The organism is Mesorhizobium sp. B2-3-10, from assembly GCF_006442275.1.
Taxonomy (GTDB): Bacteria; Pseudomonadota; Alphaproteobacteria; order Rhizobiales; family Rhizobiaceae; genus Mesorhizobium; species Mesorhizobium australicum.
In genome coordinates this window covers 35119-47740 of sequence record NZ_VFVT01000012.1, presented here as the reverse complement: position 1 = coordinate 47740, position 12622 = coordinate 35119, and the positions used below count along the sequence as shown (strand labels likewise).

Annotated in this window: 13 protein-coding genes; 1 reads left to right on the top strand and 12 read right to left on the bottom strand. The window is 58.5% G+C overall.

Annotated elements, in window-relative coordinates:
* Positions 1-26 precede the first annotated feature (26 nt).
* Complete coding sequence (locus tag FJ943_RS27360) at positions 27-722, top strand: class I SAM-dependent methyltransferase (RefSeq protein ID WP_140726564.1); 696 nt, start codon at positions 27-29, stop codon at positions 720-722.
* On the opposite strand, the gene FJ943_RS27355 is transcribed toward FJ943_RS27360, so the two are convergent.
* From FJ943_RS27355 to FJ943_RS27305, 12 genes are all read right to left on the bottom strand, one after another.
* Positions 703-1491: a sulfotransferase family 2 domain-containing protein gene (locus FJ943_RS27355; RefSeq protein WP_140726561.1), complete on the bottom strand. Its 789-nt coding sequence runs from the start codon at positions 1489-1491 to the stop codon at positions 703-705. The two genes, FJ943_RS27360 and FJ943_RS27355, sit on opposite strands and share 20 nt — an antisense overlap.
* 156 nt (positions 1492-1647) lie before the next feature.
* Complete coding sequence (locus FJ943_RS27350; RefSeq protein WP_140726558.1) at positions 1648-2379, bottom strand: class I SAM-dependent methyltransferase; 732 nt, start codon at positions 2377-2379, stop codon at positions 1648-1650.
* 96 nt (positions 2380-2475) lie between these two features.
* Positions 2476-3360 (bottom strand): dTDP-4-dehydrorhamnose reductase, encoded by an 885-nt coding sequence (gene rfbD / locus FJ943_RS27345; RefSeq protein WP_140726555.1) that lies wholly within the window; start codon positions 3358-3360, stop codon positions 2476-2478.
* Positions 3357-4427 carry a dTDP-glucose 4,6-dehydratase gene (gene rfbB / locus FJ943_RS27340; RefSeq protein WP_140726552.1) on the bottom strand — a complete coding sequence of 357 codons (1071 nt, stop codon included), beginning with the start codon at positions 4425-4427 and terminating at the stop codon, positions 3357-3359. The genes rfbD and rfbB overlap by 4 nt, the downstream gene beginning before the upstream one ends.
* A gap of 25 nt (positions 4428-4452) precedes the next feature.
* Positions 4453-5007, bottom strand: coding sequence for a dTDP-4-dehydrorhamnose 3,5-epimerase (gene rfbC, locus FJ943_RS27335; protein WP_140726549.1), 555 nt, complete (start codon positions 5005-5007; stop codon positions 4453-4455).
* Positions 5008-5889 (bottom strand): glucose-1-phosphate thymidylyltransferase RfbA, encoded by an 882-nt coding sequence (gene rfbA, locus FJ943_RS27330; RefSeq protein WP_140726546.1) that lies wholly within the window; start codon positions 5887-5889, stop codon positions 5008-5010.
* A gap of 151 nt (positions 5890-6040) precedes the next feature.
* Positions 6041-6763: an O-antigen ligase family protein gene (locus FJ943_RS30085; RefSeq protein ID WP_246671949.1), complete on the bottom strand. Its 723-nt coding sequence runs from the start codon at positions 6761-6763 to the stop codon at positions 6041-6043.
* Positions 6721-7380 (bottom strand): hypothetical protein, encoded by a 660-nt coding sequence (locus FJ943_RS30080; RefSeq protein WP_246671948.1) that lies wholly within the window; start codon positions 7378-7380, stop codon positions 6721-6723. Before FJ943_RS30080 ends, FJ943_RS30085 begins: the two co-directional genes overlap by 43 nt.
* Positions 7377-8636 (bottom strand): hypothetical protein, encoded by a 1260-nt coding sequence (locus FJ943_RS27320; RefSeq protein WP_246671947.1) that lies wholly within the window; start codon positions 8634-8636, stop codon positions 7377-7379. Before FJ943_RS27320 ends, FJ943_RS30080 begins: the two co-directional genes overlap by 4 nt.
* Positions 8524-10902, bottom strand: a complete 2379-nt coding sequence (locus FJ943_RS27315) for a polysaccharide biosynthesis tyrosine autokinase (RefSeq protein WP_140726543.1) — start codon at positions 10900-10902, stop codon at positions 8524-8526. Before FJ943_RS27315 ends, FJ943_RS27320 begins: the two co-directional genes overlap by 113 nt.
* Positions 10903-10947: 45 nt before the next feature.
* The gene (locus FJ943_RS27310; RefSeq protein ID WP_224526015.1) at positions 10948-11685 is read right to left on the bottom strand and encodes a polysaccharide biosynthesis/export family protein; all 738 of its coding nucleotides are present in this window, start codon (positions 11683-11685) and stop codon (positions 10948-10950) included.
* A gap of 32 nt (positions 11686-11717) precedes the next feature.
* The gene (locus FJ943_RS27305; RefSeq protein WP_140618677.1) at positions 11718-12530 is read right to left on the bottom strand and encodes a CpsB/CapC family capsule biosynthesis tyrosine phosphatase; all 813 of its coding nucleotides are present in this window, start codon (positions 12528-12530) and stop codon (positions 11718-11720) included.
* Positions 12531-12622: the final 92 nt, after the last annotated feature.

The window sequence follows — 12622 nt, the reverse complement described above, 5'->3', positions numbered from 1 at the left end:
TTCCGCATCATTCAGGGCCTCCTTCAATGACCGATGATCAGAGACTTCCAAGCGCTTATCATCGCACCGACGCCATTGCCCGAGCAATGGAGTCGGGCGATCATCGCGGCATCATTGGCGGAATGTGGGACGAAATCGGTCGCCTGCAATTCGACTTGTTGGTCGATGGTGGCCTGCAGCCCTGTCATAGGATGATCGACCTTGGCTGCGGCAGTTTCCGCGGTGGAGTCCATTTCGCCGGCTATCTTGATGCTGGTAATTATTTCGGCGCTGACATAAACGCCAGCATCATGGAAGCCGGCTACGACCGGGAATTAATGCCGCTGGAACTGGACAAGAAAGTGCCGCGAACTAACCTGCTGGTGACAGATGCTTTCGATGTCGGCAAGTTGAAGGCCACGTTTGACTACGCGTTGGCCTTGTCGCTATTCACACACCTGCCAATCAACCTCATTCGGACTTGCCTTGAGAAACTTCGACCTACAATGACGGTCAACGGTAGGTTCTTTGCGACTTTTTTTGTATGCGATGATGGTATGCCATTGTGGCGGCCCATTTCACATCCGAGGGGCGGCATAACTACTTATGGTGACGCGGATCCGTATCACTACAGGGTCGCCGACATTGAGTTTATGGCGGGATCGACAGGCTGGCACATCGAAAAAGAGGTTCGTTTCAATCATCCTCGAAGCCAGCGCTGCTTCATGCTTGCGACGGCGTGAAGCAGCCACATTTGGGTTCGGCAAGCGCCGCAGTTTCATCTCTGCGGGCTGATATGCTGGAAGCCCGCTGCCGTCGAACTACCCAGTCGTAGAGCTGCTGATCGATGTGGGTCAACGTCGTTAAGAGTTCTAGAGTCGATGAGGGAAGTTCTTCTCGCGTTATTCGGGCCGGTGCAGCGTTGATCCGAAAAACGTCCGTTGACGTATCGCCAAGCGCGGCGAAAATTGCAGCATTGTCGGCCTCGAAATCTTCCACAAGTCCGACGTAATCAAAGCGAGCAAGGTTGACTTTGGCCCGATCGAGAATCTCCTCGGGCGGCAACTCGCTTGGTTCGATATCAGCCTTTCCGACCAACGAGGCGCCCCAGCCCGACGCCAGCTGGCATGCTTGATGATTCCACATGTGCGAAGCGAACTTGGACCTTGCCGTTTCTCCTGCCCGAAAGAACGTTTCGGCATCGTTGTCATGTGCCAACGTATGGATTTCATATTCATCCCTCGTCGCGCCACGGCAGTAGCTGTAATATGAAAGCAGCCGTTCGACGGGATCCCGGAGGAAGGTGAAGCTGTAACGTCCCGGCATGAAGCGTTCGGCGTAGTCGAAACCGAAATGGCCGGATACCATCATTAGTGGATCGAGCTGTTCCGGTGCGCAACTGAGATAGTCGCCGTGCATGCAGCAATTTGTTCGACCATACAGTTCGGATGCCTTCGCGAGCACAGACGTTCCGGCTGTCTTCTGAATATGAAGGAATAGAGCAGGTATCATGTAGGTATCAGGCCCGGATAACGGAAAAGTGAAAAACCTTACCTGCTTTGGCAGAGCCGCAGAGTCAATTGGCTGGCGCGATCTTTCCACTTATCATAGCGGGCGCGCGGCGGCAGACGAGACCAACCCAGTATCTCTCAACCGTCTCGTTCCAGATCAGGCGAATGGTCGGTGCCTTGCTGCGATGTTGAGCGCCGTTTCTCGAACGATTTTGATCGACCTCCAATAGTCGTCATACTCATCCCGACTGTCGGCCTTAAATGTCTTCAGGATCTCCTCATAGGTATCCTGCAGAATTGTACTCTCGGGGTTGAGATTGGTAACGACGACCAGCCCGGTTGGCGCGCAGTCTGTAACAGTTATATTTAGATCGGGGCGATATTTCAGCAAAGTGGGGACCACCTTCCATACGTCACCGGCCCACCACCCTGGAAAATTGTTGTCAGTAGGCTCGATCGCCATTTTCATATCCCTGATGGTCATCTTGTAGCCGGGAGGGAGACAATCGTGCATGAGAATGATCGAGTCTGTCGTGCACTCTCGCTCGGTATTGATGAAATCGCGCAAGAGAAATTCGAACAGATGCATGCCGTCTAGAAAGGCCAAATCTACTGGCTTCCCCAAGACCTTGCTTGGACGCGTTTCCTTGAAAAAATCGTCGCTGGTCTGCTGATAGAGAAAACAACGGGGCTTTCTGCCAAGGATGTTCTTTGCACAAACAAAGTAGGGGTCTACCGCTACCGTTTCACATTTGGCCAGCTCAAGAGTATTTCCAAATTGGACTCCGATTTCGAAATACGATCGCGGTTTTAGAATTGAGTGGATATTGGCGATCGTCTCTAGATAATTCTTCCCAACAACGTCCGGTCCGTGGTTGGCATCCTTCATTCGCGAGTACTCCAAGGCAGGTTTATTATAGCCTCTGTGGGTTGCAGCTCGTGTCATTGTGGTCTGATGTTGCACTCAGCCGATTTCGACAAAATCCTAACAGACGGTCAACCGCTCAACTACCTCGTCGCACACAGTGCGCCAAGACCTGCACCGCCAGCCAAACGTTGCAGCCAATTTATCGCAGTTGAGGCGTGAATTCGCAGGCCGCTTAGCTTTCGTCGGATAGTCCTTGGTCGTGATATCCCGTACCCGCGCCCAAGGACCACCAACCCCCCGGCTTGTGTCGAGGATATGACGGGCAAAGCCGCTCCAGCTGGTCTCGCCCGTGCCGGCCAGGTGATAGGTGCCGAATGCGGCGAAGCCCTTGTCGCCATGCAGCAGTGCGGCCGCATGCAAGATCGCGTCGGCGATATCAAGGGCGGATGTGGGATTTCCCCATTGATCCGATACCACCGAAATCTCATCGCGGTCGGCGGCCAGCCGCAGCATGGTTTTCACGAAATTCTTGCCGAACGGACTGTAGACCCAGGCGGTGCGCAGGATCAGGTGGCGCGGATTGGCTGATGCCACCGCCTGCTCGCCGGCGAGCTTGGAGGCGCCGTAGACACCGAGCGGCGCAGTCGGGTCGGTTTCGATATAGGCATCGGCCTTGGTGCCGTCGAAGACATAGTCGGTTGAAAGATGGATGACCGGCACGCCCAGCCGCGCCGCGGCCTCCGCCACCTTGCCGGCACCGGTCGCGTTGACCGCAAAGGCCAGATCGGGCTCGTCCTCGGCCTGGTCGACGGCGGTGTAGGCGGCAGCGGATACGACGATATCGGGCTTGGCACCCGCGATGACGTCGATGATGGTGTCGGGCCGTGCCAGGTCAAGCTCCGGGCGGCCGATGGCGACGACCTCCTCGCCGGCGCGCGCCTGGCCGGCCGCGAGCAGGCCTGCCGCGACCTGGCCGTCGCGTCCGGTGACGAGGAGCCTCACGCGCCCACCTTGCGGGCTTCGCCCAGCCTTTCGCCGGCATAGCGCTGTTCGCGGATCGGTCCCCACCACCATTCGTTGTCGAGGAACCAGTCCACGGTCCTGGCCAGGCCGCTGTCGAAATTCTCCCTGGGTGTCCAGCCGAGCTCGCGGCTTATCTTGGTGGCGTCGATGGCGTAGCGGCGGTCGTGGCCGGGACGGTCGGTGACGAAGGAGATCAGCTCGCGATAGCGCCTGCCGCCGGCGCGCGGACGCCTGGTGTCGAGCAGGTCGCAGATCGTCTCGACGACGGCAAGGTTGGTGCGTTCCGAATTGCCGCCGACATTGTAGCTCTCGCCCGGCTGCCCTTTCGTGGCGACGAGTTCCAGGGCGCGCGCGTGATCCTCGACGAACAGCCAGTCGCGCACATTGGCGCCGGCGCCATAGACCGGCAGCGGCTTTTCGTCGAGCGCGTTGAGGATGACGAGCGGGATCAGCTTCTCGGGAAAATGATAGGGGCCGTAATTGTTCGAACAGTTGGAAAGCACGACCGGCAGGCCGTAGGTCTCGTGCCAGGCGCGCACCAGATGGTCCGAGGCCGCCTTCGACGCGGAATAGGGCGAGGACGGCGCGTAGGGCGTCTCCTCGACGAACATGCCGCCGTCGAAAGGCAGGTCGCCGAACACCTCGTCGGTAGAGACGTGATGGAAGCGGAAGCGGCTTTTCCTGTCATCGGACAGGCCACGCCAGTATTCCAGCGCGGCGTTGAGGATCTTGTAGGTGCCGACGATGTTGGTCTCGATGAAGGCGCCCGGTCCGTCGATCGAGCGGTCGACATGGCTCTCGGCGGCCAGGTTCATGACGATGTCGATATCGTGCCGGCGCAGAAGGTCGAGCACCGCCCTCTCGTCACAGATGTCGGCCTGGGCGAAGCTGTAATTATGGGCGTTCTCGATCGGCCGCAGCGACGCCAGATTGCCCGCATAGGTCAGCTTGTCGAGATTGGTCACCCGGTAGGCCGGGTTGGCGCACAAATGCCTGCACACCGCCGAGCCGATGAAGCCGGCACCGCCCGTCACCAGAAAATTCATACCGCAGTCCTCACGCAAACACCCATCAGGCGAATACCTCGGCGACGGCGAGCAGCGGCGCCTTGAGGTCCTTGTCCGAAAGCTGGAAGCCGCCGGCCAGCGACGGCCATTCGATGCCGATGGCAGGATCGTCGAAACGGATCGACCGGTCATGCTCGGGCGAATAGGTGTCGGTCACCTTGTACAGCACCTCGGTGTCGGGCACGAGCGTGACGAAGCCGTGCGCGAAGCCCCTGGGCACCAGGATCTGGTTGCCTTTTTCGGCGGTAATTTCGAGCGCAACCCATTTTCCGAAAGTCGGCGAGCTGCGGCGAATGTCGACCGCGACGTCCAGCAGCGCGCCCCTGATGACGCGCAGCAGCTTGTCCTGAGCGCGCGGCGCAAGCTGGTAATGGAGCCCGCGCAGCACGCCGGCAGCGGCGGAATAGGAGTGGTTGTCTTGCACGAAAACCAGGTCGATGCCGGCCTGCGAAAAGCGCTCGGCATTGTAGGTTTCCATGAAGAAACCGCGCGCGTCGCCATGGCGTTTGGGAACGATTTCCAGCACCCCGTCGATGCCAAGGGATCTCACCTCCAGCATCTAGCCCTCCGAAAGATCGACGACACGCCGGCGCAGATAGGTGGCGTATTCGTTCTTTCCCAGGCGAGCTGCACGCTGCAACACCTCGTCAGCGCTCAGCCAGCCTTGTTCGAAGGCGATTTCCTCCGGACAGGCGACCTTGATGCCCTGGCGGTGTTCGATCGTGCGCACGAAGGAAGAGGCTTCATGCAGGCTGTCATGCGTGCCGGTGTCGAGCCAGGCATAGCCGCGTCCCAGCCGGTGAACATGAAGCTGGCCGCGCTCGAGATAGACATTGTTGACCGCCGTGATCTCGATCTCGCCCCGCGCCGAAGGGCGGATGGTCGGGGCGATGTCGACGACGTCATTGTCGTAGAAATAGAGACCCGTGACGGCCCAGTTGGACTTCGGGCTTTGTGGCTTTTCCTCGATCGTCAGCGCGGTCCCGGTCGCCTTGTCGAAGGACACCACGCCATAGCGTTCAGGATCCTCGACATGGTAGGCGAACACCGAAGCGCCTGTCTGGCGCGATGCAGCGGCGCGGCAAAGCTGCGACAGCCCGTCACCAAAATAGATGTTGTCGCCCAGGATCATCGACACGCCGTCCTTGCCGATGAAATCGCGGCCGATGATGAAGGCTTCGGCAAGGCCATTGGGCTGCGGCTGCTCGGCGTAGGACAGCGCCAGCCCAAAATCCGACCCGTCGCCGAGCAAGTCGCGGAAAGCCGGCAGATCACGCGGCGTCGAAATGACCAGGATCTCTCTTATTCCCGCGAGCATCAGAACGCTCAGCGGATAATAGATCATCGGCTTGTCGTAGATGGGAAGAATTTGCTTAGAGACTGCTAATGTTAGTGGATAGAGACGCGTTCCACTGCCTCCAGCAAGGATAATTCCTTTCAAGAAGCTCTCCTCGACATGCCAAAGCCCCCCGGCCCTGAGTGCCTGTGCTTAGGTTTCATGCATTGGCTTGTCAATGCGGCACACAACAAACGCATTGGCCACGCACGGGCAATCGGCTGGCGCCTCCCGCTTCGGCCGAACCCACCTGGTCCTACCTTGGCAAGGCCGATGCCCTGGCCGGGACAAGCAGATTGTCCTCGTCGCGGCGGCTGGCCTTGCCCAATTCATCCCTCTGGTTGAGCCGATCGGCAAAACCGCGGTGAAAGACAATACCGTTCAAACAGGCAAACGTCATCGAAAGGGCGGCGGTTCGCAGGGGATAATCGACGAGGGAATGAACGAGCAGAAAAGCTAGCGACAGAAAAGCCGCCTTCTGCAACGGTTCCCCGCGAATTCTGGTGGACGATGCGGACAGCAGCACCGCATAGGCAACCATCAGCAAGATAACTGGCAAACCGCCCTCTAGCGCCAATTCCAGATAATCGTTGTGCGCATGATTGACATAAGACTTGAAGATCATGCTGCCTTTTTCATGGATCTGGTAAACCTTCTGAAAAGCGCCAAATCCGACACCGGTGGTCCAATTCTGTTCAATTCCCTCAATCGTGGTCCGTGCGAATTCGGCTCGTCCGAAGGCCGGGTCGACCACTTTGGCATCGATCTTTGCCCACGCGCCAATCGTGTAGATCGAAAGACCGATGAAAACCGCGAGGATGCCATAACCACCAACCCTCGAGCGCGCGGACAGGAAGACAACGGAGATGGCGGTGATCGCCAGCCCGATCAAAATGCCGGCCCGCGAACCGGCGGCCAGAAGCAGCAGCAGGAGGGTTACCAGACCGAGCGCTCCTGACAGAAGGTGGCCGCGGAACAAGCCATAATATACCACGAAGGGGATCGAGACGAAGAGCAAGGCCGAGAAGTGGTTCTGGTTGGCAAGAGACCCGCATTGATGGTAAACGGCAGCAGTCCCTCGATGGCAACGGTATCGGAGAGCGAATACTGGATCGCCGCCGCCAGGCCATTGCAGATCACCCCCATGAAAAAGAACGGCAGAAGACCGTGGACCTGCTCGGCGCGCAGGCGCAGGACGGCGAGGAAGAACGCCGCGGCCGCGACAAAATAGAGCATGCACTCGATGGTGCGCCCCACTCCGACGCTGACGAAGCGCAACCGGCTTTCGCCATCCAGCCATGGATCCGCAAGCAGCACCGCGGGCCGTACCCCCTCGAGCAGGGTCGCGGGCAGCGGCACGACCTGAAAACAGAACACCGCAACCACAAGAGCAAGCAACCACAACACGGCGCGGGGAATTGCCTGTTCCGACGGCCTCGAGAGGATCGCCGCGGCGCAGATGACCGCCGCAATCTCGATCAGCGTCTCGGTGTACAGACCGCTCGCGGTGCCGCCACCAATCAGCATCGATAGAAAGAGCACCGAGCCAAGCAGATATTTATCCCACTGCGTGGGCTGTCGCGACCGTTCTCTCACGACGATACTCTTTCGATGCTCAATTTGTGCATGACCAACGTCCCGACATACCGAAACCGCCAACTCTGTGCGATCGCGGCCGTTTCCAGTCTCAGCAACTGCATCGGGCACGCCACCGGCCCAACCGTGAAGTCCAGGCTCAGGCTTCGCCTGTTGAAGGTGCCTTCCGGTATGTTGAAGTGCGCGATCTCGTGTGAGGGAGCGACGCATCTGAGAGACCAGAACAAATCCTTCGGCAGTTTGAGATTCGTGGCCGAAGCGTTCAGGGAAATCCTGTAGGAGCCAGGAGGAAGTTCGATAAATTGCTGAAGCGCCGCGTTCTTGACGGGCGTGTTCAGAAATCGAATCGTCGCTCCGCTGTCGCTTTCACCTGCATCCCGCGATCCGGCGAAGGTGATCTCCATACCCGACCGGTCGTGTATCACCCAGTCGAATGGTTTGCCGCTGTGGACCGGTTCGAAGCCGCCGTTGAAAATGTAGCCGCCCAGTTTCCGTTCCTCGTCGGACAGGCTGAAGAGAAACAGCCGATAGGCCGGGTCATATTGCCTTTGCTTGATGTAGCCATCGATCACGGCCGACAATTCGTTGGACGTTGGAGACGTCGGGGACCCCGCGAGATCGAGCAACAGTTGGTTTGCGGCTGCCAAACCCTGGGGGTTCTGGCCAAGGGTCGAAAAAAGCTTGCCCCGCCATGGCGCCTCCGCCCGGATGGCGGCGAGCACGGCCCCGTACCCTTCGGGATTGGCGAGAATGGCCGGCCAACCGGCGGCCACGGTTGAAAATTGATCAGGCCACCGACGCAGCAAGATATCGATCTCGGCTACAGCCCTTACCAGGTTGCCCGTCTCGACGGAGCGATCGATGGATCTCTGCAATGCGTGTATTTCGGTCTTGGACAGCATTCGAGCCCGATCAAAGAGTTCGAACGCCTGGTCCTTCTCGCCCTGGCGATACTTGATCTCACCGATCAGGCTATAGAGGCGTGCATCCGCGACGTTGAAGCGAAGCGCATTCCGGGCCTTTGCGGCCAACCCGTCGAGATCGGCACCGTCGTTCGTCTGGTTCAGTTCGCCGGCGATCTCGCCTATCAAAGCATCTACGTTCAACGGATCCAGCGCGAGAGAGACGCTTGGCGTTCCCGTTTCAAGAAGACGACTTAGCCCGGTCGACGAAGCCATCAACACCAGAACGGAGGCGACGAACCAAACGCCTGAACGCAGGAGACTTTGCATGCGCGGGCTGGCCTGCTCCACCATCGACTTTGCCCTCGATTTTCGGGATATTCGTGCCGTATTCGTAATACTGGGAATTCATGTATTTGTAGGCGTAGTTGTAGTCGAACTTGTTCACCTGGAATTTCGACATCGCTGCCCCGATGACATTCGCTCCGGCTGCTCGTAGACGCTTCAGAGCCGTTTTGGCGGATTTGCGGGTTACCTGGTTGGTGGAAATCACCATCAGCGTGCCTTCGGCAAGCCGGCCGAGGATCGGCGCATCCGAAAGGCCAACGACGGGCGGCGCATCGATGATGACCAGATCGAAGCGCTTGCCGAGATTGGTGATGATCAGCGCCATTTTGGGCGAAGAGAGCAGGTCCGCCGGGTTCGGCGGTATCGTCCCCGACGTCAGAACAGTGACATTGGGATATTTCGTCGCTCTGAAGATGCCAGCCAGATCTTCCTTTCGAACGGTGTTTGTCAGGAGATTGCTCAAGCCGATCGCGTTGTCGAGGCCGAACAGCCGATGCAGATTGGGTTTGCGCAAATCACCGTCGACAAGCAGAACCTTTGCGCCGAGAGCGGCAAAATCCTGGCCAAGCTTGAACGATGTGGTCGATTTACCCTCCGACGGTTCGGAGCTGGTCACCAGCAGCGAACGCGGCGCCCCTTCCGCTCCTGAGAATTGCAGCGACGTCCGCAACGAACGATAGGCCTCCGAAAGCCCCGACTTCTGATCGGCTATGCTGGCTATGAGTTCCCGGTCATCGACGAGCGGCAAGATGCCGAGCATGGCCAATCCGAGCTCTTTTTCGATCTGCTCCGGATTTGTAAAGGTGTTGTTGAGCAATTCGACGATGTAGATGATCGACGCACTCAAGGCCATGAACAGCGCCAGGGCTATTGCAAGATTGATGCTGAGGCGAGGAGAATAAGGGCTCAAGGGCCGGGTCGCGAAATCGACAACGGCAGCGCTTTGCGTCTTGAGCTCAGAACTCACGCCGACTTCGTTCAGCTTGGCGATCAGGCCGTCATACTGCGACCGGTTGGAATCGACCTCGCGCTTGAGGATGGTGTATTTGATGTTCTTGTCGTTGAAGACGATCTGCTGCTTTTCCAGCTCCGTGAGCTTGGCCTTGAGGTCGGCTTCCTTGTTCTGCGCTTCCTGAAATTTCAACCGTAGCGAGTCGGTTATCGCCAGCACGCCATTGTTGTAGAGCCGCTGCAGTTCCTTGATCTGCGACTGCAACTGCTGCATTTCTGGAAAGCCAGGTTTCAGGATGCCTAATTTCTGCTGGTATTGGCTTGTGAGGTCCGCGAGCTTTTCACTGAGCTTCTGCAGGCCTTCGCTCTCCAGAACCGGACCGAGACTGGCGCCACGCCCCTTGTCCACCTGATCCACCATCCGCCCGGCATCGAGACGCTCCTGGATTGCGGTCGCGAGTGCCGTGTTGAGGGCCTCGATGTTTGACCCGATCAGCGATTTGTCGCCGCCGGTGACGGTAATGCCGGCATCCTTGGCATAGGCGACCAGTTCCTCCTCGGACTTCTGCAGCTTCTGTTTGACCTGCAGGACCTGCTCCTGAATGAACTGCCTTGCCAGATCCGACGTCTCGCTGGTCTGGTCGAGACGTTGATCGATGAAGCTCTGGGCGACCTGATTGGCGACATCGCTCGCATATTTCGGCTTCTGGTCGACGAAGGTGATCGACAACAGGCTGGTGTTCGTCACCAGATTGACCGTGAGGTCATCGAGGACGCGCTTGATCGCCATGCCTTCCCGCTCTTCGGGCGTCTTTTCCTGGATCGAGGGCGATTTGGAAATTCCGAAGGCGCGGTAGAAGATGTTGCCGATTGAAAAACTCGGAGTCGGAAACAGGAAGTCCGGCTTTTCGGCTAGGCCCAGTTGAAAGACCACGCGCTGCGCCAAGGCCCTGCTCTTCAATTTCTCCCGGGCGGTCAGAAACGCCCGGACGTCACTGTTTTCGGAAACCACCTCAATGTCCTGGAAGACCTTTGCCGAAGGGACCAGAACCTCCAGCTGCGTCGTCGCTTGATATTTGGGTGTCTGCATCATCGTCACAATGACACCGGCGACGAGGCCCGCCACGGCCATCATGACGATCAGCCAGCGATACTGGATGACATAGAACAGCAAACGGAGCGGATTGAAGCCCTCGTCCTGGGCGGCATAGTCACGGCCATACGGGCTATAATTCTGCGCCCCATCGTAATAAAGATCCGCGGACAGGGCTTGGCCATGTCCGGGACCGGCAATTTGGGGCTGCCTGTTGCGATCGAGCATGGCGCAAAGTCATCCTGGTTTGTCCGTGGGCCGGCCGTGCCTGTCTTATGGAATGACCGCAATGCGGGCCGCGCTCGAGGCGAGACCCAACGCGTCCTTGAGATTGTTCATCGCGATTTTCGACTTCGAAGCGAAAACGACGATCACGTCGCCGCCGTAGATGCGCGGGTTGCGATTCTTGCCTGCGCGAATTTCCTCGACATTGTAGTTGGCGACCAGCCTGCTCTGGCCAAAATTGCGATAGACGAAGACCTTGCCGGCGTCGCCGACAGCATTGAATCCTCCGGCGAGCGCGATCGCATCCAGCAGGGAAGCGCTGCTGGACACCGGATAGATGCCTGCCCTGTTGACTTCGCCGTCGACCGTAATGCGCTGGCCTACCGATTCCTTCACGAAAATCGTCACGTCGGGCGATTGCAGATATTTTGCGCCGTACGCGGTCTCGATTTCCTTCTCGAGCTGACGAACGGTCTTGCCGGCCGCGGTCATCGCGCCAATGAGCGGAAGGGAAATCTGGCCGCTGGCATCGACCTGAACGGTCCTGTTCAAATTATCGACCTGGAAGACGCTGACTTCGAGCACGTCGTTGGCTGACAGCGGCTGCTCGCTGCCATTTTGCGTGTTTTGCGGCGCTGGCAGGTCTTTCACCACCTGCAGCGCACCACCGCCGGCAAGGGCCGTCGAAGACGATGTCGGTTGCAACGCTTCGACGGAGGCCGTCGATGATGTCGAAGAAGAGCTCGCGCAAGCAGAGAGTGCAAGCAACGCGGCCAGCGTCGGCATACCTGCATTGTTTCTGGCAAGATCGAAAATGTTCATCCCAGAGACCCGCTCTTGAACAGCCGACCCAATCCGCCGAAACGGCTCGCGCTGCCGGCATACAATTTCTTGGTGCTCACTTTTCCAATGGGCGCGAGCAGCTGATTCTGCAATATCGCGCCCGGGCGTTTCACCGCCATATTGTAGGCTTCATCTTCGCCGCACCGATTTGCGATGGCGACCACCGCCTGGGAAAGCCCCGGCCGACGCCTCGACGGGCCGTGCGCATCGGATGCGATGATGTCCACCCTGCCTTCGTCGAGCAGCTTTTCCGAGTAGTAGAGAGCGGTCCGGCCAAAGGCTCCTACGACCGAATCCGCCGTGAGCTGGATAAGGCAGCCCAATGCGTTCAATCGCTCGACTACGTCATAGTTCGATTTGATCCAGGTCAACCGTTCAGGATGGGTCAGGATCGGAATATAGCCCGCGCCAACGAGGCGGGAAGCGAGATCCTCGAGCCGCGGCGGCAAGATGTGATGCGGTGGCTCAAAGAGGAAATAGCGCGATCCGTTCAACGTCGGCACTTTGCCGAGCTTCAGCCGGTCGGGAAGATCAGGCGAAACATGAACGTCGGCGCCGACGTAGAGGACAAGCGGGATGCTGGCGCAAGCAAGTTCCCTGACCAGCGCCTCGACTGCCTGGGCAATATTTGTCGTGCCGTTCTCATAGACGCCGGGCATGACGTGCGGGGTGCACACCATATGCGTTGTCCCATCAGCCGCTGCCAGCCGCGCCATTTCGAGCGATTCAGCCAGACTGGAAGAGCCATCGTCGAGACCAGGCAGAATATGGGAATGCAGGTCAATCATTGGCGTTTCTGTCTGCATGGAGGCAAAGCGACGCCGCTGCCTCGACAAAATACAAACGCATCACCCGCATGGCGGCGAATGACGCATTTCAC